Below are 21,572 nucleotides of genomic sequence, written 5' to 3'. Positions count from 1 at the left end.
ATAACTGGCAATCCAGGTGGTCCCATCACCCTGGCAGAAATCAGGTCACGCTGGTCCCATGCTCATGGCAGACGACACGCGAGAAGCTCGACCAGATCACCGCCGGATGGCCCCTGTCGCAGCGGCACCTCTACGCATCGCAAATGCTCGAGCTGCAATACGTCAGAGCACAGAAAGCGCAGGCCGTCGCCGCGATCGCCGAGGCCGCGCATCCCGTTGCAGAGGCCGACCGGCCGACCGGTCACACCGGGCCGCTCGAACCATTCACGACAATCCTTGACGACACCGATCAGCCACTCCGAGAGTGGGCCGTCGACTTCGACTCACCCGACGACACGAACGTGTGGATCCGCCGGGACGACACCCTCCAGGAGGGGCGCGTAGTTATCGGCGAACCCACCGTCAACGTCGAGCTCGAATGCGCCGGCACGCTGCAGTTCAGTCCAGACGACGCCGACCACCTCGCCGGCGCAATCCGGGCGGCCGCACGCGCGGTCCGAGCGCAGGTGCAGGAATCCGTTACGAAGGAGAACGTCGTCACTCGCGCCCTACGCGGGTCGGCGGCGCTGGGCGACTACCTCACTCTCACAGCAGTTCTCGCGCACGATGATCACCTGACCCTCATCGTGGACGACGAGTTCAGTCGGTCCACGCACAGGGTGGGCTTCGACGACGCCCTTGAGGCCAGTCGCCTGTTCTCGGAAATGGCACGCATCGGACGCCCGAGCAGCATGCGCGCCAACCTCCGATTCGTCGAACTCGACGCGACGGACATCAGCTGATGTACACGCACCTCATACACGAAAGCGCAGCCATGTTCGCACAGATCGACGAGATGACCGACGCCCCAGTAGTCGTCGAGCAGACCTCGAACCACCGAATCCGGATCGCCTACGGCCGCAGCGTCGTTCTCAGCCTCGACGGCGGTGAAGCTCGCGATCTGGTGACCGCGGTGACGTCGGTCCTTAACGAGCTGACGGAGCACACCCGATGAACGAGGCAGCAGCGAAGTACCTCGCGCACATCTGGGCCGACTCACACGCCGAACACCGCGAACTCGAGCAGGCCGCCGCGCTGGCACTGCCCAATCCGCCGAAAGGGTTCGAGCACGTTTCGACACCCAAGTGGCATTGGTCGGACGGAGCGCTCTGGCGGCTGTGGGAGATAGCGCTGCCCGCCAACAACTCGGTCTCGGTAACCGACAACGTCAACGCGCAAGGCGAGATCGGCCGCTCGACGGTGGCTCTGACGATCATCGGACACGACGAGATCAACAGCGTCGAAGAGTGCGACGACTATCAGGCGACCGTCGAGCTCGCGTTCCGGACCTTCCGTGGATTGCGAGGCCTCTGAGAAATGAGTCGACCGGAGGCGGCGAGGACGAAGCTGCAGTGGTTCACAGCGTTGCGTGGGGCAGACCTCACCAACGCTGAGTTCCGCGTGGCCGTCATCCTCGCCACCTTTACGGACGCGTCGATGGGCAACGCATTCCCCGGCTGGACAAAGCTCTCGGCCGCATCGGCCGTCACCGAAAACACCGCCAAGAACGCCATCAAATCACTCCAACGGAAGGGGTGGGTACGGCTCACCGAGGTCGGAGGAAACCAGATCGGGAAGGGCCGCGCGAACGTCTACGCGGTCTGCTTCCCGGACGACAAGGGGGTAACTCAGTGCCCCCCTTCCCGTCGACCGAAGGGGGTAACTCAGCGACCCCCTTTGTCACGTGACGTCACGGAGGGAAATGGCGCAGCCGAAGGGGGTCAATCGGCGGAGGAAGGGGGTCAATCGACGACCTCCGAAGGGGGTCACTCACTGACCCCCCATCAGGTCCTAACTACATCAGGTCATCAAAAGCATCAGGTCCTTTCGTCGTCTCACCTAAGTAACGCGCGCGAAAGCGATGCAATCGGAGACAAAAACGGGGAAGAAATGTCCCTCTCTCGGATCGACCAACAACTCCCCGGCGGCTTCCGAAAGGGCGAGCGCGCACGCGCCCGAGAACTGCTCGACGACGGTGTCCCGGTGACCAGGATTCTCTACAAGCACCTGATCCCCGAGCGGAACGTCAGACCCGCTCGCACCTACCCGACTGCCCAGGAGGCGCAGCGATGACTCAGCACGACAGGTACGGCGAGGTAGTTGATCTCGACACCGATGGGGTCCGGCCAACGGACCCCCTCCACGACCCGCGGTGCCGTAACGGCTGGCTCGGCGCAGACACGGACGACACCCCGATTCCATGCCTGCACTGCCGACCGCACCTCGCCACCACCGCGAAGGTGAACGACTGCGACCCCGAGAGGCAGCGTTGACGTACTCCAAGACCCCCGAGGCCGCGAAGATCCTCAAGAGCCCGACACTTCTCGACGCCGCCTGCCACGGACGGTGGCCCATGTTCGACGCCGAGATCGACGGCGAGAAGGCCGACGCCGCAACCACCCGCCTCACCGCCGCGGTGCAGCTCTGTGCAACCTGCCCCGTCCACACAGCATGCGACACCGCACGCCAAGCCCTACCCGCACGAGAAGTCGCCGGCGTCTGGGCCGGCCGCGTCTACGGACGACCAACACCCCGAAAGGCACGCACCCGATGAGAGTCACCGCCCCCGACCTCAAGGTCCGAGTACACGCTGACCCCACCGCCACCAGACCTGTGTGCGTCACACTGTTCGGCGCACGCGGCCTACGCCTCGCCCTCACCAATACGGAAGCGCTCGACCTCGCCAACCGACTCGTCGACGCAGCCGAGAAGATCGACCGTGAGTAACCGGCCCAAGCCGTGCCTCGGCAACGGCTGCACCAACGCAACCACACACGAGGACCGCCGCTGCACCACCTGCCGACGAATCCTCCACGAACTCCACGAGATCGCCGGCGCAGAGGACGACCACCGTGCCTAGCGCGCCGCCCCGCATCTGCCCCCGATGCAAGCAGACCACCACCGCACGCAAGTGCCCGACATGCTGGCCCGCGTGGTCCGGCTCTGCCTGGAAGAACGGCAGCACCCGACGCTGGCGCAAGCTCCGCGCCGAGCAGCTCGAGCAACACCCGATCTGCCAACGACCAGGCTGCCAACGCCTCGCCGCCGAAGTCGACCACATCGACAACCTCGCCGGCGGCGGTGAGATGTACACGGGCCCACTGCAGTCGCTCTGCCCGCCACACCACGCCGAGAAGACCGCCACCGAACGAAAGCGAACGAGCCATGACTAACCAACAACAGGCCCGGGACGACGAGGTCCGCGCTCAGATGCGCGCCGCCGTCGAACACCTCTGGGACGGCGTCGACGACATCAGCCCCAACTTCAAAGCCGCCCTCCGCCGCGCCGCGGCCACCCAAGCCACCCCCACCCCGTAAGGGGGTCGACGGAACAGGCCAACCGGCCAGCGGACACCGACTCGGTGGACGCGCGCAGTCGCGCTCGTATCACGCGTCGTGGGGGTATCCCACCCTGTGGGGTGTCTGACCTGCCATTCAATCTGCTCGGACCCGAGTTCGAGTTGTTCGAAATTGACACCGATCGAGAGGAATTCACGACCATGAGCGATGAGTACACGACCGAGGGTGAGGGATTCGAGATGATCCGCAACGTCGACATCGGACGCGCGGCCCGCATCGCGCTGGCATCGCAGAATCACGACGGCCCGGGCATGCAGCTCGTGCTCCGCGAGGCGATCGACGACCGGGAGGAGGGGCTCGAGCGTCTGATCTCGGCTCTCGCCGGCCAGGGTGGTTCGTTGGCCGCGCAGTTGTCGCCGGCAGACATTGCTGCCCCGCTGCTGTGGCTCGTCGAACGTTCGATGGACTAGGGTCGATCTCGAAGAACGAGCGAGTCGGTGCATCGTCCGCGTAGCCGGATGACCGCCGCCAGCGATGCCCCGGCCGCGCCCGTTGTTCACCGGATTCGAGTCAGGTCCGCGTAGTTGCCCGGTCCGCGAAGTCGCCCGATGTTGGGGTGGCCGCCAGCCGTTAGAGGCACCGCCAGCCGACACCGCAGCCGGTTCCCCCATCAACTTATGCGCCTCAATCAGATTGCGGCGCTGCATGATTCAGAAGGAATCAAAACCGTGAACCTGAAAGAACAACTCGCCAAGCTGTACGATCGCGTCAAAGAATTGCAGCTCATTGGCATCGAGCGCGACTACACCGACGCCGAGGTAGCCGAAACGAAACAGCTACTCAAGCAGCAGCACGAGCTCCGCGAGCGCATCGAGAAGAACGCGGATATCGACGAGAAGCTCAAGAGTGCAATGGATTCGGACGATGGCGGCGACGAGGAGGACTCGGAATCGACGCTGCGTGGCGGCAAGGCCGTGAAGACCGGGTTCCTCCCGCAGGGTGACAAGTTCAAGTCGCTCGCCGGCAACATCGCGAAGCAGGTCCAGCGGACCGCCGGCCGGAAAGCGATCGCGGACTCGGACACCCTGACGCCGATCATTCTGTCGTCGCAGTCGCCCGTAGAGATCGGCAAGCCCGCGACGTCGCTGCTCGCCGTGGTCCCGGTCGTGCAGCGGTCCGCACCGCGGTTCGAGTGGCTGCAGCAGACAGTCCGCACGAACAACGCGGCGATCGTCGCACCGGGCGCGGTGAAGCCGACGTCGATCTACGGCATCGAGAAGCGCGATGGTGAACTCCGCGTCGTTGCCCACTTCTCCGAGCCGATCGACAAGTATCTCATTGCCGACAACTCCACTCTCGCAACGTTTGTCGCGAACGAGCTGCTGTACGGGCTCTATGCCGAACTCGAACGGCAGATGATCGAGGGGGCCGGCGGAGTCGCAGAACTCAAGGGGCTCTCGGCAACGTCCGGTGTCCTGGCACAGGCCTTCGCCACCGACCTGGTGACCACCACCCGCAAGGCGATCACACGCCTCGAGAACGCCGGCCAAACCCCGTCGTACTTCGCGCTGTCGCCCGACGACTGGGAAGCCGTCGAGCTCTCGCGCACCGCAGACGGGCATCTCGAACTCGGCAACACGGCCGTGAACCTCGCAGCGAAGCAGCTGTGGGGCAAGCCCGTCGTCACCGTGCCGGGTCTGGACAACGGTTCCGGCTACCTGGTCGGGGAAGGCGCGACCGAACTGTCCACGGACACGCTGGGCGTCGAAACGAAGTGGTTCGAGCAGCACGCCGACGACGCGCTCCGCAACCTGATGCGTGCTCGCTGCGAGGGCCGGTTCGAGTTCACCGTCCCGAAGCCGTCCGCCGTCGTCGCCCTCGATCTGGCGGCCTGACCGATGGCCGCGTTCCTCAGCGGTGGCGCGCTCGGCCGGTTCGTCGACTCGGCCAGCGCGGCCGCAGTCGACACCGCGTTCCCCATCGAGCTCGCCGACGCCGGCTACTCGACCGAGGACATCGCCGGCGATATGTCACCCGAGTACGCGTTCACGCATCAACCGGCCGTGCGCAAGGTGACGTCGTTCATCGCGAGGAACGTGGCCTCGATCCCACTGCACGTCTACTCCCGCGAGGGTGACACCGACCGCCGCCGCGTCACCAATGGACCTATCGCCAGCGTCCTGCAGGCACCGGCGGCCGGCATGACCCCAATGCGGTTCTGGCGTGCAGTGTTCCTCGATCTCCTTCTGCGCGACCGTTTTTGCGTCACAGCTCACGAGAAGAACGGCGCGCTCGTCCTGACTCGCCTGCCGGCGCGACGGGTGAAGTTCCGGAGCGACGAGTTCGGGAACGTTCGCGTTGTCCGGTACACGACTCGCGGCGGCGAGGTGATCGAGTTCGATGCGGCCGACTGCATCTACGAGGTCGGCTACTCACCCCGCGGATCGAACGGTCTGTCTCCGATCGATACTCTTCGCGAGATCCTCGCGGAATCGTCGGAGGCGGTCGCGTATCGACGGTCGGTGTGGAAGAACGCGGCGCGAATCCCGCAGGTGATCGAGCGGCCGGCCGAGGCGGGGAAGTGGACTGACGAAGGCTGGAAGCGGTTCTCGTCGCAATGGACGGCATTCAAACGTGGCGGCGGCAACGAGGGCGGTACACCGATCCTCGAGGACGGCATGACAGTCAAAGAGGTCACATCGTTTCGGCCGAAAGACACCCTCGATCTCGAGGGACGCAAGCTCACCGATGCCGAGGTAGCGTCCGCCTACTTCATCGCCCCGGAGCTCGTCGGCGCACGCGAGGGCACGTACTCGAACATCGAGTCGTTCCGCCAGATGCTGTACCGAGATGCCCTCGGGCCGTGGATCACGATCTGGGAGCAGGCCTTGAACTCTCAGCTCGTGCCCCGCTGGAATGGCGGGCGGCCGCTCTACGTGGAGGCGAACATCGAGTCGAAGCTCCGCGGGTCGTTTGAGGAGTCCGCGCGAATCCTGCAGGCCTCGACCGGGGCACCGTGGCTCACCCGCAACGAAGCGCGCGCCCGCGCGAACCTGCCGGCCATCGACGGCGCTGATGAGCTCGTGACACCTCTGAATGTCATCGAGGGCGGCCAGGCGTCACCGCAAGATTCGGCACCGCCGCCCACCTGAACTTCGGCGTCAAGCTCACCCCGGCCGGATCTTGTGTGATCCTTTCTGCCGGTTCGGGGAGGTATGGCCGGTAAGGTGCCCTGAGTTCCGTTGGGCACCGAGGACCCGGCCAGCGCCGAACACCAAAACGCCCCCGAGGTCGAATCCTCGGGGGCGTTCTTGGTCTTGTCCTACTCAGAGTCCGGCGGGCCTGCCCGCAGAGCACCAAGAGACCATCCTGAAACCTCAGTGAGGCGACCGCGCCAAGCCGCTACGCCAAGCTGTCTGCCGCCCTCGTGTACGACGGCGTCGAGCAAATGTATGTATCCCGTGCGGGCGATCTCGGTCGAAAGGTCGGCCCTGTCGGTTCCGTCCGCCAACTGACGGTAGTGCTCGACTTCAAGACTCCAGATTGCGGCGAGATCGCCTTTCGACCAGGTCTCGTTTGCAGCGTCGAAGTACCTTGCGCCCGAAACCAAAGTCCCCGAGACGACCACACCGGAGACTGTCAGGGTGATGCCGACCTCAGCCTCACTGTTGAGGTTGAAGAGGGTCACGATTCGTGTCAGCAGTTGGTCGCGGTCCTCGCGAGGCGGTGCCGGGGGTGCAGTGGTGGTTTCGGTGTCGTCTGTCATGGGGTGTGGCTCCTCGGGGTGGAAGATGTCCGCTCGGCCCGGACGCTACCCCGCGGGTCCGACAAGCACGGCCGCGTGAAGGACCGTGCCCACACTTTGCCCACACTTGCCCACTATCTGGGGTAATCGTCGGGTATCGAGGTGGACGTGAATCCGCTGCTCAGGGCCTGCATAGGTCACTGAGCAGCGGGGCGTAGGAGAGTTCAAATCCCTCCGCTTCCGCCACATGTTCGTCGTTCGAACCCGGTCCACCCGCAAGGTTGGGCCGGGTTCTTTCGTGACGGAGCAAGCCGAGCGGCATCGTTGGCCTCGGAGTTGCGGACCTTTGTCGTCACTGAGTATGTCGTCGGACCGTCCGTCGAGCTGACTGCCGGGACCATTCATCGCGATGAGACGCACTGCGACAGTTCGAGTCTCGGACAGCGTGATGCGGTTGGCCTGACCAGGCTGGGTGCTGCTGCAATGGCCGAGCGTCACCGCGACGATTGTCGACGAGCAGGTATCGATACCGGCTCAGTGGGTACTACCTGCGAATGAGTGAAGAAGCGCGGCGCAACGACGGCGACAACGAGGGACCTCTGGAAGAGGAACTCGAGGAAAGTTTCGACGCTGTCGTCTCCGAAGGTGCCGAGCGATTGCATCGGACCGTGCGCACAGTGTTGATCACCGGATTCTTCGGCGGGCTCGAAGTTGCTCTGGGTGTGATGGCATATCTCGCAGTGCTGGACGAGACCGGAAGTCATCTGCTGGCGGGCCTGGCGTTCGGCATCGGCCTGGTGGCCATCTATCTCGCGCATGGTGAGCTGTTCACCGAGGACTTCCTGATGCCGATCGCGGCGGTGGTTGCCCGCGACGGAACACCTCTGCAGCTGGCAAGGCTGTGGGTCGGAACGTTGCTTGCGAATCTGCTGGGCGGTTGGTTCGTGATGTGGTTGATTGCACACGCGTTCCCGGAGTGGCTCGAGGTGCTGTCCGAGGCGGCACATCATTTCGTCGACGCACCGCTGAATCTCCAATCGATCTGCCTCGCCGTTCTCGGCGGCAGCACGATGACGTTGCTGACTCGCATGCAGCAAGGAACAACCTCTGATGTCGCACGGATCATTGCTGCCATGGCGGCAGGGTTCCTGCTGGCCGGATTGCAGTTGTTCCACTCGATTCTCGATTCCCTGCTGATCTTCGGAGCCATCCACGCGGGTGCGGACGTGAGTTACCGAGACTGGATCGATTGGTTCGGCTACACAGTGCTCTTCAACATCATCGGGGGCGTCGTGTTGGTTACTGCGCTGCGCTTGGTGCGCACGAAGGAACTCGTGAAGTCCGAGCGTGATCGACATCCCGAGTAGCCGAGCGGAGCCGGAAGTCACGGGCTGCCATCTGATACCCAACGCTCCAGGCCCAATCCGGTCTCGAAGCGTCGCACGGCTTTCGAGATCGGGTCCGTGAATTCGAGTGCACTGGCGAGTAATTGGAGCGGGTCGGTGAAGTCGTCGACGGCTCGGCCGGTTGCCGTCGGGTACAGGTCGTCGCCGAGGATGGGCACGCCGAGTGAATTCATGTGCAATCGCAGTTGATGGGTGCGGCCGGTCAACGGTGTCAATCGGTAGCGGCCGAGTCCGTCTCGATGCTCCAGTAGTTCGACGGTGGTGTGCGCGTTGGGTTCTCCGTCGACCTGGTGGGCGGTGAATTGTCCCTTCTGCGAGACGATTCGACTGCGAACGACGGTCGGCAGCGTGAGCGAAGGGTCGTAGCGCGCGATTGCCTCGTACTCCTTGTGGACCTTGCGATCCTGGAAGAGAGTTTGATACGCACCACGCAGTTTCGGATCGACGACGAACAGGACCAGGCCCGCGGTCACACGATCGAGCCGGTGAGCGGGCACCAGTTGCGGCAGTTCGAGTTCGAGGCGCAGTCGCACGAGCGCGGTCTGCAGAATATGTCCGCCGCGGGGGATGGTCGACAGAAAGTGAGGCTTGTCGATCACGAGCAACGCGTCGTCCCGGTGCACGATCGAGATATCGAACGGCACAACGGTTTCCGACGGTAGGTCGCGGTGGAACCAGACCGCCTCGCCGGGGAGGTACGGAGCGTCGAAGGAGATGGGACCGGCCATGTCGACGATGTGACCGGCGGCGAGCATGGCGTCGATCCGGTGCGGGGGAATGCGTGACTCGGTCGCTGTCAGGAAGTCACGAACGGTGCACCAGGTGCCGTCCTCGGGCATTCGTATTCGCGCGGGATCGAGACCGTGCCGCTTCGCCAGGGGCGGTTGCTGGCGTCGTCTCACCGGATGAGCGTATCCGCCCGCCGAGATCGCACTTGTGCAGACGAATCGGTGCCATCTGCCTGCACAAGTGCGAGTTCGCTACTCGCAGCCGATGCCGTCGTTGTCGCGGTCGAGATGAGGCCCGTAGCCGTAGTCGCCTCGATAGACCGGGGCGGCTCCGGCGTCACGCGCCGCGTCGCAGTTCTCGTACTGGAATGTGCCGCCCTGACGGGGTGCGGGCGCTGGAGCCGCCAGTGGGGCCGGGGGCGGGGGCAAGAGCACCGGGCAGAACTGGGCCGAACCACTGCTGCAGAGGAAATCGGTGATCGGATCGGCCGAGGCGACGGCCGGAGCGGTGACCAGGGCGGCCGCCGCGATCGCGCCGCTGATGCCGATCTTGACCAGCAGGTTCTTCGTCTTCATGGAACTCCAATCGAGGGGATGTGATGTGGAGCATCCTCGGCGAATTGTTGAACTGTCAGTCAAGTCATTCGAGTGACCTACGCCCGAGCACACACGGGTAAACGTGTTTGGAACCCGTCGATTCGGCGTATCTACGAACGTATGAGCGAAAACGAGCAGGTCAACCAGAACCCCGAGAAGGATCCCGACGATTGGGTCACCGGCGACGAGCCGATGACAGGCCCGCAGAAGAGCTACCTGAGCACTCTTGCGCAGGAAGCGGGCGAGGAAGTTCCCGAGGGTCTCAACAAGGCACAGGCGTCGGAAATGATCGACAAGCTGCAGGGCGAGACCGGCCGCGGCTGACACTCCCAGAGGTCCACTCGATGTGACATCGACCCCCGAAAAGTCCACCGAATGTCACATCGAGTGCCCTCGCGGTAGCGGTGTCCGCGAGGACATCCGACCAGGTAGACCGTTATGTCTCGAGTACATGTAACAAAGGATCACGTGGACTCTTGTACCCGTGTATCCGCGGCTATTGTGAGCGAACCCACAGCTTTAGCGTGCGCGCATATCGGTGGGTACGTTGAGTGACGGATGTTGTTTGTGTTGCGCCCCGTGAGGGTGCGCCGGGGGAGGATGGGCAATCTGATGCACCGCCGAGTGTTGGCAGTAGCGGGAGCCGCTCTGGCAGTGTCGCTGCTGGGGTCGGGTCTCGCCGGGGCGCAGCCGCTCCCCGATACCGGCAGTTCCGATGGCGCCGGTGGGGCTCCTGGCATCGCAGCTCAGTCCCAGCCTCTGCCGTCGGCGCGCATCGATCGGGTGGACATGCTGACCGACCGCCGCGCTGCCGTGTGGGTGGAGTCGCCGGCCATGGGCCGCGCCATCCAGGTCCAGGTTCTTCTTCCGGCCGCGCAGGCGGTGTCTCGTCCGACGCTGTACATGCTCGACGGTGTGAGCGCGGGCAAGGAATCCGATTACAAGGAAAGCACCTGGACGCAGAAGACCGACATCGTCGACTTCTTCGCCGACAAGCAGGTCAACGTCGTGCTCCCGGTCGGTGGATCGAGCAGCTACTACACGGACTGGAACGTGCCGGACCCGGTGCTGGGCGTGAACAAGTGGGAGACGTTCCTGACGTCGGAGTTGCCGCCGCTGATCGATGCGCGCTTCTCCGGTAACGGCACCAACGCGATCTCGGGTGTCTCGATGGGCGCCCAGGCCGCGATGGACCTGATGACACGTCACCCCAGCCTCTACACCGGCGTCGCCGGCTTGAGCGGTTGCTACGACAATTCGCGGACCAACTTCAAGGACGCGGTGCGCGCCACCGTCGCCACCAACGGCGGCAACGCCACCAACATGTGGGGCGAGAACACCGATCCCAAGTGGGTCGAGCACGATCCGTCGCGTAATGCCGAGGCGCTCCGCGGCAAGGACGTCTACCTGTCCGTCGGCACCGGCCTACCCGGTCCGTACGAGCTAGGCCCCGGTGGCAGCGGAGTCGAGAGCGCCCTGATGGGTGGACCGCTCGAGGCTGCCGCGCTCTACTGCACAACGGTGTTCGATACTCGACTCAGGTCGCTCGACATCCCCGCGACAGTCGTCTACCGCCCGTACGGCATCCATCAGTGGCCGTACTGGCAGGACGACCTGCGTGAATCCTGGCCGACGCTCGAGCGCGCGCTAGGCCTGTAGAGCGAACTTCAGAAACGCGTCGTTCTCGTGCGGGTCGCCGATGGTGACCCGCACTCCGTCGTTCCCGTAGGCGCGCAGCAGGACGCCCTGTTCGGCTGCAGCGGCAGCGAACTCACCCGAGCGTTCGGCCAGCGGCAGCCAGACGAAGTTGGACTGCGATGCGCCGACGTCGTAGCCGCCCGCAACGAGCGCGTCGCGCACACGATCCCGTTCCGCGATGAGGGCATCGGTGCGGGCCAGCAGCTCTGCTGACGCCTCCAGCGACGCCACCGCAGCCTGCTGGGCAACGGTGCTGACAGCGAAGGCGATCCGCACCTTCGACAGTGCCGTGATCACCTCGGGATCGGCCACCGCGTAGCCCACCCGCAAGCCGGCGAGTCCGTAGGCCTTCGAGAACGTCCGCAGCACGATCACATTGCGTCGTCCGCGTGCCAGCTCGACTCCGTCGGTGTGGTTGCCTGCGTCGGGGCGGGTGTACTCGAAGTAGGCCTCGTCGAGGACCACGAGAATGTTCGACGGCACCGCATCGAGAAACGCCTCGAGCTTGTCGCGCTGAACGACGGTTCCGGTCGGGTTGTTCGGGTTGCAGACGAAGATCAGCCGGGTGCGGTCAGTGATGGCGGCGAGCATCGCGTCGAGGTCGTGCACGTGGTCGGCGGTCAACGGAACCAACACAGGTGTCGCGCCGGCGACGCTGGTGACGATGGGGTACGCCTCGAACGAGCGCCAGGCGAACAGCACTTCGTCGCCGGGACCGCAGGTGATCTGTACGACCTCCTGGCACAGCGAGACCGAACCACTGCCGACGGCCACGTTCTCCGCGGCGACTCCGAGCTTCTTCGCCAGTGACTCCACGAGCGCGGTCGCTCGATTGTCGGGGTAGCGGTTGACGCCACCGACGGCCTCCGCGATCGCGTCGCGCACGCTCGGCAACGGCCCCTGCGTCGTTTCGTTGCTCGCCAGTTTGATCGCACCCGGAAAGGTGCGTCCGGGAACGTAGGCGGGGATGGCGTCGAGGTCGGGGCGGATGCGCGCGGTCACGGCTGCCATTATGCGCCCAGGTTCGGGGTTGACTTCTGCGCGTCCGTGATATTGCTGTGCACGACCGGACCGATCGTCCTATCTTCGATAAGTATGTCGGGAATATTGAGCGACGTCGCAGTTCTTCGGTCCGCCTCCGCGCCCACGGTCGGTGCGGACGACGTGGTGGACACGACCGCGCACGAATCACCCCCTCGCGAGAAAGTGCCGTTGACGGCTGTCGAACCCGACGGTCCACCTCGCGGTGGAATCGTCGTGCTGCACGAGGCACGTGAGGTGCCCGAGTCTCTACTCGACCTGCTGCGCGCACTCGCGCTGGAAGGCTGGCTCGCCGTCGCGCCGAACCTGTTCCATCGAGGTCACGGCGACGACAAGGAAGTCTTCGGCGACGACCTCTTCGCGGACTTCGACGCCACCTCCGACTGGCTCGTCCAGCGCGGTGTCTATCCCGATTGTGTCGGAGTGATCGGGTTCGACGACGCAGGGACAGCAGCGTTGATCGTGGCCACAAGCCGTCCGGTCGGGGCGGCGGTCAGTGTCGCTGCCGCCGGCATCGTCGAACCGCTCAACTCCGACGCCGTCGCGTTGGTCGAGGCCGCACCCAAGCTGCAGGCCCCCTGGCTCGGTCTCTACGGCGAGGACGACCCCCACACCCCACCGGAACACATCGAAGCCCTTCGCGACGCCGCCACGCGCGCTTCAGTGGCCACGAACGTCGTCAGCTATTCGGGGCTGAAGCATCGAGCCGATCATCCCCGCGAACAACCCGGCAGCTCCGACCACAGCGACCCAGCAGCGGCCGCGCTCGTGGACGCGCAGACGAGAATCTTCGACTGGTTCGACAGCTTCATGCGCTGAAGAGCAACTAGCATCCTTGACGCGAACGACGCGCGAACCATAGGCGTCGACCAGCCGTTTTGCCTTCTGGCCTCCGCTGTGGGTAATCTCTTTCCTCGGCGGTCCGAGAGGGCCGGCAGCCTAGGAGGCGTGCCAGAGCGGCCGAATGGGAGTCACTGCTAATGACTTGTCCTTTCACCGGGACCGGAGGTTCAAATCCTCTCGCCTCCGCCACGAACGGTAGATTTTTGCCGTTCAGCTGGACCAGTTGAATAACTGAACATGCGCCCGTAGCTCAACGGATAGAGCACTTGACTACGGATCAAGAGGTTAGGGGTTCGAATCCCTTCGGGCGCACAGAAGAAGAAGCCCCGAACTGCAGCGATGCGGTTCGGGGCTTTTTCGCTGCCTCGAGTGGTGCGGTGGTCAGCTCTGATCTGGACAATCAAAACAAACCGGGCGTAGGGTTTGGTGACGTCGTCGAGGGAGTTCACGTGAGCGATCGACCGGGCAGAATCTCGAACGAACGGGCTCGGCTGGACGGCGTCGGTGCCGATTCTCGACCGCATGCCGTCACCGGGTGGTTGTCCGTCCCTCTGTTGCTCATCGCGGCTTTGTTCATCGGCGCGCTGCCGTTCTACGTTCGGCAGCCGCTCGGGTCCGGGGAGTCGGTATCGAGTCCGATGTGGTTCGGCGGAGCTGGGCATCTCGCATCACCGGCAGCGGGTCTCTACTGGCTGATCGCACTGCCGGTGTGCATCGGGGCAGTTGCTCTCTTTTGCACGTGGCGTGAACGTAGATCAGGTGCCGAATTGCACGTTCGTCTGTGGCTCGCGGTCAGTGTTGGATTGTGTGTTGCCACGGTCGTTGCCGTGCGGAGCGGACTGCTGTTCTTCCTGAGCAACTTGACCATTCGTGGACTGCTACCGCTGTTGACGATGTCGGTAGCGGTGTTGATCTGGGGTGTTGCCCTGCGATCGCGCGTAGTGATCGGGGTGGGCGTCGTGGCCGTCGCGGCGAGCCTGGTGTCGAACCTCTACAACGTGGAGAACCGTGTACCGCAACAGTTCACGTTCGACACTCGCTTCAGCCTCTGGTCGAATATCTTGCTGACGGCGTTCGTCTTCGTAGTCGGCGCGGCGATGGCCGTGTTCGCCAAAAGATCCAAGCGCTGAATTCCTGCAACTCGATCTCCCGCGTGAGGCGGCGTCAGCCGCTGAGAGAGTTAACGCGATTGAGCACGGCCCACAGGAGTTCGTACATTCCGCACAGGGCGGCACTCGCCAGGGCCACCGACCAGAACCCGATGTCGTACACAAGTACGGCAGTGAACTGGCAGATCACCAGGCAAGCAAAGAACACGTGCCACGAACGCCGCTTGCGCTCCTCGAATTTCGAAGTCGACTGTTCTGCGTAGTCGACCGGGCGCATGGGTTCCATTCCTCCACAGTCTCATGCGTTGGCCGGTGGCGCGAGGGCATAGTCGAGCCGACCGCAGAGAACTGATGCAGTGGAGGGCCCGCCCATCCCGGACATCAGCGTCCGGGTTTCAACTCATCGGTGATGCGGTGGTAGATCCCGCCGGACGTCAGTCCGCCGTCGACGACTATTTCCGTCCCGGTGATGTACCGCGATGAATCCGACAGCAGGAACGCAACGGATTCCGCGATCTCTTCGGCGTCGGCGACGCGTCCTGCAGGTACCGATTGCAAGCTTGTCTCTACGAAAGCCGTTGAGCCGGAATGCAGTAGCGGTGTGTCGACCAGGCCGGGATGGATCGAATTGACTCGTACTCCGTATTCGGCGAATTCGAGGGCACCTACTTTCGACAGACCCCGCACTCCCCATTTGCTTGCGCCGTATCCTGCCGCGAAGTAGCCAAGCATTCCGGCGATGGATGACACGTTGACAATGGAACCACCACCCCGCTTGAGGAGTGGCGCACAAGCTTTCATTCCATAGAACACCGAGCTCAGATTGATGTTCATGACGCGGTGCCAGTCGTCGACAGTCGTCTCCTCGATGCCCGCTCGGTGACTGACGCCGGCGTTGTTCACCAGTCCGTCGAGGTTACCGTCCGATGACTCGATGGATTTCGCCAGTGCCGTCCACGATTGCGGTGCGGTGACATCGAGTTGGAAGAACTCCGCCCGGCCACCGGCATCGAGGATGCTCTTCACGACGGCTTCACCTGTGGCCGTCGAGATGTCGGTGACCCAGACTTTTGCTCCCCGGCCTGCCAGCATCTCCGATTCGACTCGGCCCATGCCACTTCCTGCACCGGTGACGACGATGGTCTTGTTCTCGAAGTTCATGCGAGGGGCCTCTCACTCTGTTTTCAGTTCGGTACCTTTCGTCTCGGTCACGAAGAAGACCGTGGCGAAGGTGATGACGGCGCAGAAGACGAAGTAGCCAGCGGGTGCGAGCGGATTTCCGGTGAGCGAGATCAGGTACGTCGCGATGAAAGGTGCAGTGCCACCGAGCAACATGTTGGTGGTGTTGTTGCCCAGGGCCAAGCCGGTGTACCGCACCGAGGTCTTGAGCATCTCCACGTATGTCACGTACGAGGCACCGTTGACGACGGACACCGCGATGAACAACACCGACTGCCCGACGACGGCCTGCCACAGGGTGCCGCCTGCCATCATCATGAACATCGGCACACCGAGAACAATGGCTGCGAAGCTGCCTGCGAACAGCACGGGCTTGCGCCCGTACCTGTCTGCCATGTAGCCCGAGATGGGCAGGGTGATCACCCCGAGAACCAAGGCGAGCGAGGTCGACAGGAATGCTGCTTGCGAGGTCTGGCCGCCCTCGGTCCTGAGGTACGTGGCGGCGTAGACCGATGCGATGTAGTAGCCGCCCGTGATGAGCGCGCCGAGCAGGATTATCTTCACGACGCTGCCGCCGGAGGTGCTCAGTAGCTCCGAGAGGGGAAGCTTCTTGGTCTCTCCCTTGTCCTCTAGTTCCTTGAATTCCGGAGTGTCGTCGAGGCGGTTCCTGATCCAGATGCCGACGCCGCCGATCACGAGGCTGAGCAGGAAGGGGATTCGCCATGCCCAGGAAAGGATCTGTTCATCGGTGAAGACGGAGTTCAGTGCCAGTGCGCACAGCGAGGCGAGCAATGATCCGATGTACGTTCCGGTGTTGACCATCGACGTCTGGGTCGCGCGCCACCGCGTCGGCGCGGACTCGGACACGAACGCGTTCGCCCCTCCGAGTTCGCCACCTGCAGCGAATCCCTGCAGGCATCTGCACAGGACGAGAACCGAGGTGGCCCACACTCCGAGAGTGACGTATGTCGGGAGCAATCCTATTCCTGCGGTGGCGATCACCATCAGCAGGATGGTCCAGGACAGCGCATTTTTGCGGCCGTACTTGTCGCCTATGTGTCCGAAGAAGATTCCGCCCGGAACCCGTAGGAAGAAGGCGACGGCGAAGGCCGCGAACGTACCGAGAAGTGCGGCCGTCGGATCGTCGGACACGAAGAACAGTGCGGCGATGGTGGTGGCCATGTAGCCGTAGATACCGAAGTCGTAGTACTCGACGATGGTTCCGACGACAGCGGCCCGGATTACTGTCAGGGGCGATTGTTTCGGGTTCGTGCTGGGGGCTCGTGCATCCGACTCGGGCTGCACGGCGCGATCGTTCGTAGTCATCGGGGTCCTCGAGGTCTGGGGTGGTCAGGCCGTCAGTGGCTGAGCATCGACGGTGTGAAGGGCGGCGTTTCGACCGGCAATCCGGCCCATGGTGAGTGCATTGGCGACAGCGTTACCGCCACCGACGTACCGTTGCCCGAGAACTCCCGCTCCTGCCTCACCTGCGGCGAACAGGCCGGGTACGCGGGTGCCGCGTGTTGTCAGTACGGCGGAATCGGAATCGATCTCCAAACCTGCATGTGTGCAGACCAATTCGGCGGGGAGGATACGTGCGGCATAGAAGGGGGCGGTCTCGATGGGTTCGGGATTCGACGTGCTGCCCTTGTTGGCGAGTGTCCGATGGCGCAGAAAGTCGGGGTCCTCGCCGTGGGGCAGATGCGCGTTCCATCGCTCGACCGTGGCATCGAGGGCCGCGGCGGGTACAGCCATGAGTTCGGCCAGCTCCGCGAGGGAGGAAGCGCGAAGCGTCCGGCCGGCGTCTGCCTCGTCCTCGACACGATCGGGTGCCCAATCGGCATATCCCGCAGGCAGATTCTGTCGAGCGTTGTCGTCGAAAATCATCCAGGCGGAGCCACCCTGACCATCGATGATTCCGGTCGAGACCGCGTACGAGGCGTCCTCGTCCATGAATCGACGTCCCCCGGCGTTCACGTGAATACGTGATTTCGGGGGAAATCCCGACTGCCAGTGGTGGTAGCGCTGAAAGTAGACGGTGGGCAGCATGAGTCCCCACCCGTGACCTGCTATGGACGCGTCCACCGACGGCGCAAAGCGAAGGTGGTCACCGCGACTGCCCTCGGCAGCAACGACGAAGAGATCGGAGCCGGCCCGGTTGGCAGCTGGAAAATGAATATCGACCAGCTCGGGATTCCGGGCGAAACCACCCGAGGCCACTACGACTGCCGCAGAACGGAGTTCGACATCATCGGCGACGACTCCCACGACCCGGTCGTTCTCGGTGAGTAGCGCCTGCACACGGGTGTCGAGAACGACCTCGATTCCGTGCCTGCGGCGTGCGGCGTCCAAAACCTGGACGAGGCCGTAACCCTGGTCCTTCGGAACGTGCCCCCTCCAGACATCCTCGACGCCCGCCTGGCTCAGGCCCGGTTGGTGTGCGTTGCCGGAAGTCCTTGCGGGGATCTCCAATCCGAGCTCGAGCAGCCACTCCAGAGTCGGTCCTGCCTGCTCGCAGAAGGTTCTGATCAGGCCGGGCTTGAGCATCCACTGATTGAGATCCATGTAGTGCTGGAAGTACTTCTCTGCGCTGTCGTCGATTCCGAGGGCGCGTTGCACGCTTGTCGCCGCAGCGGTGAACAATCCGGCCGACAGCGCCGTCGATCCGCCCAGTTCCTTGCGCGCCTCGAAAAGAATGACGGACGCACCGTTCTCGGCTGCCGTGACTGCCGCGGCAAGCCCCGCGCCGCCGCCGCCGATCACGATGACGTCGTAGTCGGTGTCAGACATGTCGCGACCCGCCGTCCACTGCAATACTGTGCCCGGTCACGTAGCGAGCACTGTCCGACAGTAGGAAAAGGAGCGGACCGAAGACCTCCTCCGGTGCACCTAGTCGATGTAGTGGAACGGAATCGAGCGCTCGAGCAAGCGCTTCGGGATCTTCCTGCACCCACCGAGTCATCTCGGTGTCGATGTAGCCGGGTGCAATCGAGTTGACGCGAATGCCCACATCTCCGAACTCGACGGCAAGGGATTCCGTCAGGTGGGCGACGGCCGCTTTGGACGTGCAGTAGGCACCACGCCCCTTACGGACACGAAGCGCGGATACCGAGGACATATTGACGATCGCGCCCCCTTCGGACATATGACGACCTGCTGCTTGCGAACCGAACAGAACGCCTTCGACGTTCACGCTGAGCGTGGCACCGATCTGCTCTGGGGTGATGTCCGCGGCATATGCGAACGGGAAGATGCCGGCGTTGTTGATCCAGAAGTCGATTCGCCCGAATTCGGCCAGCGCAGTTCGGGCGAGCGCTTCGTGGTCATCGGCGACGGTGACGTCGACTCGAGCACCGATGATCGTTCCAGGCTGCTCGACCAGCGATTCGGTAGCCAGCTCCGTGTTGAGTTGCTCCGCTGTCTCTTTCATCCGAGCGTCGTTGATGTCGGCACCGACGACGTGCACGCCGCGCGCCGCAAGTCCCTTGGCGAACACCGCTCCCATTCCCTGAGCGGCCCCGGTGACGACGGCAACCTTGCCCGACAGTTCGGGGTAGACCGCGGTCATCATGCGATCGACGACGCGACCGGGATTGGGGTTGTTCATAGCGTTCTCCTCATGCCGAAGATGTTGAGCGGGCACCCGAATCGGGCTGAAGCGAAAGCTTGCGGTGCGCTCAACTGTGTGCGATAATCGCACGCAGTGTGCGATTCACTCCGAACTGTAGGTGGTCCACCTCACACTCGTCAATAGGGGGTCCTTCATGTCCGATGCCGACTCGGGCCGCATGGACGGCAAGGGAGCCGTGACCATCGATTCGGGAATGTCCAAAACGCTGCACCACGGACTCGCCGTGCTCGAGCTTCTAGCCGAACATCCGAACGGCTTGTCGATCACCGAGATCGGCGACGGAGTCGGTGTGCACCGCACCGTCGCTCACCGCTTGGTTCGGACTCTCGAGGCCCATCATCTGTGCAGGCGAGACGAGTTCAAGCGAATAGCGCTCGGAGCTGGTCTGGTGGCACTTGCGGAACCCGTCGAGCAAGATCTGCGAACCGTAGCGCGCCCCGTTCTCGAGGAACTGGCGGATCAGTTGGGGGCGACAGTCCATCTCGTCGTTCGCGAGAATTCGACAGAAGTAAGGGCGTTGATGGTTGTCGAGCCACGAGGCGCGAAGGTGCACGTGGCATTCCGTGGAGGGCAGGTCGATCCGATCGACCGGGGATCTGCCGGCCTGGCGATACTCGCGTCACTACCCCCGGTCGACGGCGAGCGCGCAGAAGTGACCAGGGCGCGGAGCGTCGGATACGCGGTCACCCAAGGCGAGGTGATTCCATCGGTCGGCGGCGTGTCCGCCGTGGTGCCAGGTCGCCGCGGGGATGCCATGGCGAGTGTGGGTGCGTCGGTGTTCGAGATCGACGACGAAGCGCAACTCGGCGCGGCCGTCGTCGCTGCTGCGGCACGGTTGGGGCGTTTGCTTCGCTAGCCAGTGGCTGGGGGTGTCAGGCGTCGTCGCGGGACACGGTCCTGTGCTGGATACGCCACCGATCATCCACTCGTACAACACGATCACGGACCGACGTGAACCGGACGAGCCGGGTATCGCCGCCACGTGGCGTTGCCATGATTTGGAGATAGCAGTCGACGATCAGTTCATCGACACTCACGAGATCGACGGCAATGTTCGTGATGACATGCCTGCGTTTCTCATTCGATTCGATCGCGCTGTCGAAGAAGCGCTGGGCAAATGCGGTCAACTGGTCGCTGCCGACCTCGGGTTCGGGGTAACTGGGCGAATCGAAGACGCCGTTCGCGGTGAATGTCTCGGCCCACTCCGCCGCGCGTCCGGAATCGATTGCGTGGCTTTGCCTCCCGTAAAGAAGCTGGATATCGGCAACGGTTGTCGAGTCGGGACCGGGCATCGGCGTCTCCTTGGTGCGCTATTCGCACGCGTAGTGCGTATTGATGTCGACGTTACGTTCGGTCCGCCCGATAGTCGAGTCAGGGTCCGCGCGCGGTGACCGAAAAGGGACTGCGTGGGTATCACCGCGTCTGCCATCATGACGCCGTGAAGATCGTATCGATCAATGCGTGGGGTGGTGCCATGTACGACGAGCTCGTCGCCTGGCTGAAAACCGTTGAAGCCGATGCTATTTGTCTTCAGGAGGTCACTCGCACTCCGCATCGATCGGGCTGGGCGACGTTCGCGGACGGTGAGCGCACTCTGCCGCAGCGATTGAACCTGTTCGACGACGTGTCGGCGGTGCTTCCCGGATATACGCCGCATTTCGTCGCGAACGACGCAGGGCCTGTCACCGACGGTGACGGCACCGAGCTGAGGCAGGACTTCGGGATCGCCACCTGGGTGCGTAACGACTTTCCCGTCGTGGGAATCGATGCGAGGTTCGTTCACTCCCGGTTCGTCGATCACGCGGAGTGGAATGTGGAGGACCGACCGCGAGCTGCCCTGACGGTCACCGTTCGCGATCGCGTAGCCGAAAGCTTCATCTCTGTCATCCAATTGCACGGGCTGCGAGATCCAATAGGCAAGGGCGACAGTCCCGCTAGGTTCGAGCAGGCCCTGAGGCTAGCGGAGATCGTCGAGCACGTTCGGGCGGTGAGCGACGAAATCGTCCTGTGCGGAGACCTGAATCTGCTGCCGTCGAGCGAGACGTTCACGTTGCTGGCCGAGCATGGGATGACCGACTTGGTGGGAGAAGCCGATACCCGAACGTCGAGGTACACGAAACAAGTGCGCAGTGCCAGCTATCTGCTGGTGTCCTCGCCGTTCGAGGTACGCAGCTTCGAGATCGTCGCCGCGCCGGAGGTGTCCGATCACCGAGCACTTGCGCTCGACATCTGAGGGCCGGGTCCTGGTTCGAGCTC

The 21,572-nt window shown here is 63.7% G+C and carries 28 protein-coding genes, 2 tRNA genes and 1 pseudogene; 21 read left to right on the top strand and 10 right to left on the bottom strand.

Annotated features, from left to right (window positions below; genetic code table 11):
* The 12 genes and pseudogenes from R3P93_RS20075 to R3P93_RS20025 all read left to right on the top strand — a co-directional run.
* On the top strand, positions 1-782 hold a 782-nt coding region (locus R3P93_RS20075), incomplete at its 5' end, for a hypothetical protein (RefSeq protein ID WP_317533880.1).
* A gap of 32 nt (positions 783-814) precedes the next feature.
* Positions 815-994, top strand: coding sequence for a hypothetical protein (locus R3P93_RS20070; protein ID WP_317533879.1), 180 nt, complete (start codon positions 815-817; stop codon positions 992-994).
* The gene (locus R3P93_RS20065; RefSeq protein WP_317533878.1) at positions 991-1,353 is read left to right on the top strand and encodes a hypothetical protein; all 363 of its coding nucleotides are present in this window, start codon (positions 991-993) and stop codon (positions 1,351-1,353) included. Before R3P93_RS20070 ends, R3P93_RS20065 begins: the two co-directional genes overlap by 4 nt.
* 3 nt (positions 1,354-1,356) lie before the next feature.
* Positions 1,357-1,569 (top strand): annotated as a pseudogene (locus tag R3P93_RS24660) (hypothetical protein); the annotation flags it as partial.
* Between the two features lie 360 nt (positions 1,570-1,929).
* Positions 1,930-2,112, top strand: a complete 183-nt coding sequence (locus R3P93_RS20060; protein WP_317533877.1) for a hypothetical protein — start codon at positions 1,930-1,932, stop codon at positions 2,110-2,112.
* Between the two features lie 127 nt (positions 2,113-2,239).
* Positions 2,240-2,593, top strand: coding sequence for a WhiB family transcriptional regulator (locus R3P93_RS20055; RefSeq protein WP_317533876.1), 354 nt, complete (start codon positions 2,240-2,242; stop codon positions 2,591-2,593).
* A complete protein-coding gene (locus R3P93_RS20050; RefSeq protein WP_317533875.1) occupies positions 2,590-2,766 on the top strand; it encodes a hypothetical protein in 177 nt (58 codons plus the stop codon). Before R3P93_RS20055 ends, R3P93_RS20050 begins: the two co-directional genes overlap by 4 nt.
* 125 nt (positions 2,767-2,891) lie before the next feature.
* Positions 2,892-3,212, top strand: a complete 321-nt coding sequence (locus tag R3P93_RS20045; protein ID WP_317533874.1) for an HNH endonuclease signature motif containing protein — start codon at positions 2,892-2,894, stop codon at positions 3,210-3,212.
* Positions 3,205-3,357 carry a hypothetical protein gene (locus R3P93_RS20040; protein WP_317533873.1) on the top strand — a complete coding sequence of 51 codons (153 nt, stop codon included), beginning with the start codon at positions 3,205-3,207 and terminating at the stop codon, positions 3,355-3,357. The genes R3P93_RS20045 and R3P93_RS20040 overlap by 8 nt, the downstream gene beginning before the upstream one ends.
* Positions 3,358-3,539: 182 nt before the next feature.
* Positions 3,540-3,809, top strand: a complete 270-nt coding sequence (locus R3P93_RS20035; protein ID WP_317533872.1) for a hypothetical protein — start codon at positions 3,540-3,542, stop codon at positions 3,807-3,809.
* Positions 3,810-4,067: 258 nt separating this feature from the next.
* On the top strand, positions 4,068-5,234 hold the full coding sequence (locus R3P93_RS20030; RefSeq protein WP_317533871.1) for a phage major capsid protein: 1,167 nt from the start codon (positions 4,068-4,070) through the stop codon (positions 5,232-5,234).
* Positions 5,235-5,237: 3 nt separating this feature from the next.
* On the top strand, positions 5,238-6,491 hold the full coding sequence (locus tag R3P93_RS20025; RefSeq protein WP_317533870.1) for a phage portal protein: 1,254 nt from the start codon (positions 5,238-5,240) through the stop codon (positions 6,489-6,491).
* A gap of 170 nt (positions 6,492-6,661) precedes the next feature.
* Here the strand turns inward: R3P93_RS20025 and R3P93_RS20020 are convergent, their stop codons facing one another.
* Entirely contained in the window at positions 6,662-7,105 is a 444-nt protein-coding gene (locus R3P93_RS20020; protein ID WP_317533869.1) for a hypothetical protein, read from the bottom strand.
* A 533-nt stretch (positions 7,106-7,638) separates the two neighbouring features.
* Between R3P93_RS20020 and R3P93_RS20015 the strand changes: the two genes are divergently transcribed.
* Complete coding sequence (locus tag R3P93_RS20015; RefSeq protein WP_094687505.1) at positions 7,639-8,451, top strand: formate/nitrite transporter family protein; 813 nt, start codon at positions 7,639-7,641, stop codon at positions 8,449-8,451.
* Between the two features lie 17 nt (positions 8,452-8,468).
* Here the strand turns inward: R3P93_RS20015 and R3P93_RS20010 are convergent, their stop codons facing one another.
* Both R3P93_RS20010 and R3P93_RS20005 read right to left on the bottom strand, forming a co-directional pair.
* The gene (locus R3P93_RS20010) at positions 8,469-9,392 is read right to left on the bottom strand and encodes a pseudouridine synthase (protein WP_317533868.1); all 924 of its coding nucleotides are present in this window, start codon (positions 9,390-9,392) and stop codon (positions 8,469-8,471) included.
* 78 nt (positions 9,393-9,470) lie between these two features.
* Positions 9,471-9,794, bottom strand: a complete 324-nt coding sequence (locus tag R3P93_RS20005; RefSeq protein ID WP_317533867.1) for an excalibur calcium-binding domain-containing protein — start codon at positions 9,792-9,794, stop codon at positions 9,471-9,473.
* 141 nt (positions 9,795-9,935) lie between these two features.
* Here R3P93_RS20005 and R3P93_RS20000 point away from each other — a divergent pair, with 141 nt between their 5' ends.
* Positions 9,936-10,139, top strand: a complete 204-nt coding sequence (locus R3P93_RS20000) for a DUF3072 domain-containing protein (protein ID WP_032395510.1) — start codon at positions 9,936-9,938, stop codon at positions 10,137-10,139.
* Positions 10,140-10,427: 288 nt separating this feature from the next.
* A complete protein-coding gene (locus R3P93_RS19995) occupies positions 10,428-11,474 on the top strand; it encodes an alpha/beta hydrolase (RefSeq protein ID WP_317533886.1) in 1,047 nt (348 codons plus the stop codon).
* Here R3P93_RS19995 and hisC read toward each other — a convergent pair.
* Positions 11,463-12,515: a histidinol-phosphate transaminase gene (gene hisC / locus R3P93_RS19990; RefSeq protein ID WP_128646486.1), complete on the bottom strand. Its 1,053-nt coding sequence runs from the start codon at positions 12,513-12,515 to the stop codon at positions 11,463-11,465. The genes R3P93_RS19995 and hisC overlap by 12 nt on opposite strands.
* Positions 12,516-12,608: 93 nt before the next feature.
* On the opposite strand from hisC, the gene R3P93_RS19985 reads away from it, so the two are divergent.
* The 4 genes from R3P93_RS19985 (at position 12,609) to R3P93_RS19970 (ending at position 14,527) form a co-directional block, all read left to right on the top strand.
* Entirely contained in the window at positions 12,609-13,373 is a 765-nt protein-coding gene (locus R3P93_RS19985; RefSeq protein ID WP_068054886.1) for a dienelactone hydrolase family protein, read from the top strand.
* Positions 13,374-13,496: 123 nt separating this feature from the next.
* Positions 13,497-13,586: transfer RNA gene (locus tag R3P93_RS19980), tRNA-Ser, on the top strand.
* A gap of 50 nt (positions 13,587-13,636) precedes the next feature.
* Positions 13,637-13,709: transfer RNA gene (locus R3P93_RS19975), tRNA-Arg, on the top strand.
* Between the two features lie 137 nt (positions 13,710-13,846).
* Positions 13,847-14,527 (top strand): hypothetical protein, encoded by a 681-nt coding sequence (locus R3P93_RS19970; protein ID WP_317533866.1) that lies wholly within the window; start codon positions 13,847-13,849, stop codon positions 14,525-14,527.
* Positions 14,528-14,561: 34 nt separating this feature from the next.
* Here the strand turns inward: R3P93_RS19970 and R3P93_RS19965 are convergent, their stop codons facing one another.
* From R3P93_RS19965 to R3P93_RS19945, 5 genes are all read right to left on the bottom strand, one after another.
* Complete coding sequence (locus tag R3P93_RS19965; protein WP_143536679.1) at positions 14,562-14,783, bottom strand: hypothetical protein; 222 nt, start codon at positions 14,781-14,783, stop codon at positions 14,562-14,564.
* A gap of 104 nt (positions 14,784-14,887) precedes the next feature.
* Positions 14,888-15,667 carry an SDR family NAD(P)-dependent oxidoreductase gene (locus tag R3P93_RS19960; protein ID WP_094671262.1) on the bottom strand — a complete coding sequence of 260 codons (780 nt, stop codon included), beginning with the start codon at positions 15,665-15,667 and terminating at the stop codon, positions 14,888-14,890.
* Between the two features lie 12 nt (positions 15,668-15,679).
* Positions 15,680-17,011, bottom strand: coding sequence for an MFS transporter (locus R3P93_RS19955; RefSeq protein ID WP_094671260.1), 1,332 nt, complete (start codon positions 17,009-17,011; stop codon positions 15,680-15,682).
* A 24-nt stretch (positions 17,012-17,035) separates the two neighbouring features.
* Complete coding sequence (locus tag R3P93_RS19950) at positions 17,036-18,475, bottom strand: FAD-dependent oxidoreductase (protein ID WP_317533865.1); 1,440 nt, start codon at positions 18,473-18,475, stop codon at positions 17,036-17,038.
* Positions 18,468-19,292 carry an SDR family NAD(P)-dependent oxidoreductase gene (locus R3P93_RS19945; RefSeq protein ID WP_317533864.1) on the bottom strand — a complete coding sequence of 275 codons (825 nt, stop codon included), beginning with the start codon at positions 19,290-19,292 and terminating at the stop codon, positions 18,468-18,470. The genes R3P93_RS19950 and R3P93_RS19945 overlap by 8 nt, the downstream gene beginning before the upstream one ends.
* Before the next feature lie 217 nt (positions 19,293-19,509).
* Between R3P93_RS19945 and R3P93_RS19940 the strand changes: the two genes are divergently transcribed.
* On the top strand, positions 19,510-20,172 hold the full coding sequence (locus R3P93_RS19940) for an IclR family transcriptional regulator (protein ID WP_179272235.1): 663 nt from the start codon (positions 19,510-19,512) through the stop codon (positions 20,170-20,172).
* A 16-nt stretch (positions 20,173-20,188) separates the two neighbouring features.
* Here the strand turns inward: R3P93_RS19940 and R3P93_RS19935 are convergent, their stop codons facing one another.
* Positions 20,189-20,608 (bottom strand): nuclear transport factor 2 family protein, encoded by a 420-nt coding sequence (locus R3P93_RS19935; RefSeq protein WP_094671256.1) that lies wholly within the window; start codon positions 20,606-20,608, stop codon positions 20,189-20,191.
* A gap of 146 nt (positions 20,609-20,754) precedes the next feature.
* Between R3P93_RS19935 and R3P93_RS19930 the strand changes: the two genes are divergently transcribed.
* Positions 20,755-21,549: an endonuclease/exonuclease/phosphatase family protein gene (locus R3P93_RS19930; protein ID WP_094671306.1), complete on the top strand. Its 795-nt coding sequence runs from the start codon at positions 20,755-20,757 to the stop codon at positions 21,547-21,549.
* Positions 21,550-21,572 lie beyond the last annotated feature (23 nt).

Origin of the sequence: Rhodococcus cerastii (assembly GCF_033042195.1) — a bacterium.
Classification (GTDB): domain Bacteria; phylum Actinomycetota; class Actinomycetes; order Mycobacteriales; family Mycobacteriaceae; genus Rhodococcoides.
Note: the sequence above shows the minus strand (reverse complement) of the source record. Positions and strands in the feature narration are given on the sequence as shown.

Bases quoted from the DNA above. Each gene is read 5' to 3' on its own strand.
- R3P93_RS20005 (WP_317533867.1), bottom strand. From the start codon at position 9,794: ATGAAGACGAAGAACCTGCTGGTCAAGATCGGCATCAGCGGCGCGATC.
- R3P93_RS20040 (WP_317533873.1), top strand. From the start codon at position 3,205: ATGACTAACCAACAACAGGCCCGGGACGACGAGGTCCGCGCTCAGATG.
- R3P93_RS20000 (WP_032395510.1), top strand. From the start codon at position 9,936: ATGAGCGAAAACGAGCAGGTCAACCAGAACCCCGAGAAGGATCCCGAC.
- R3P93_RS20065 (WP_317533878.1), top strand. From the start codon at position 991: ATGAACGAGGCAGCAGCGAAGTACCTCGCGCACATCTGGGCCGACTCA.
- R3P93_RS20055 (WP_317533876.1), top strand. From the start codon at position 2,240: ATGCCTGCACTGCCGACCGCACCTCGCCACCACCGCGAAGGTGAACGA.
- R3P93_RS19995 (WP_317533886.1), top strand. From the start codon at position 10,428: ATGCACCGCCGAGTGTTGGCAGTAGCGGGAGCCGCTCTGGCAGTGTCG.
- R3P93_RS19955 (WP_094671260.1), bottom strand. From the start codon at position 17,011: ATGACTACGAACGATCGCGCCGTGCAGCCCGAGTCGGATGCACGAGCC.
- R3P93_RS19985 (WP_068054886.1), top strand. From the start codon at position 12,609: ATGTCGGGAATATTGAGCGACGTCGCAGTTCTTCGGTCCGCCTCCGCG.
- R3P93_RS20015 (WP_094687505.1), top strand. From the start codon at position 7,639: ATGAGTGAAGAAGCGCGGCGCAACGACGGCGACAACGAGGGACCTCTG.
- R3P93_RS20020 (WP_317533869.1), bottom strand. From the start codon at position 7,105: ATGACAGACGACACCGAAACCACCACTGCACCCCCGGCACCGCCTCGC.
- R3P93_RS19965 (WP_143536679.1), bottom strand. From the start codon at position 14,783: ATGCGCCCGGTCGACTACGCAGAACAGTCGACTTCGAAATTCGAGGAG.
- R3P93_RS20070 (WP_317533879.1), top strand. From the start codon at position 815: ATGTTCGCACAGATCGACGAGATGACCGACGCCCCAGTAGTCGTCGAG.
- R3P93_RS20035 (WP_317533872.1), top strand. From the start codon at position 3,540: ATGAGCGATGAGTACACGACCGAGGGTGAGGGATTCGAGATGATCCGC.
- R3P93_RS20050 (WP_317533875.1), top strand. From the start codon at position 2,590: ATGAGAGTCACCGCCCCCGACCTCAAGGTCCGAGTACACGCTGACCCC.
- R3P93_RS19960 (WP_094671262.1), bottom strand. From the start codon at position 15,667: ATGAACTTCGAGAACAAGACCATCGTCGTCACCGGTGCAGGAAGTGGC.
- R3P93_RS19945 (WP_317533864.1), bottom strand. From the start codon at position 19,292: ATGAACAACCCCAATCCCGGTCGCGTCGTCGATCGCATGATGACCGCG.
- R3P93_RS19940 (WP_179272235.1), top strand. From the start codon at position 19,510: ATGTCCAAAACGCTGCACCACGGACTCGCCGTGCTCGAGCTTCTAGCC.
- R3P93_RS20060 (WP_317533877.1), top strand. From the start codon at position 1,930: ATGTCCCTCTCTCGGATCGACCAACAACTCCCCGGCGGCTTCCGAAAG.
- R3P93_RS19935 (WP_094671256.1), bottom strand. From the start codon at position 20,608: ATGCCCGGTCCCGACTCGACAACCGTTGCCGATATCCAGCTTCTTTAC.
- R3P93_RS20025 (WP_317533870.1), top strand. From the start codon at position 5,238: ATGGCCGCGTTCCTCAGCGGTGGCGCGCTCGGCCGGTTCGTCGACTCG.
- R3P93_RS19950 (WP_317533865.1), bottom strand. From the start codon at position 18,475: ATGTCTGACACCGACTACGACGTCATCGTGATCGGCGGCGGCGGCGCG.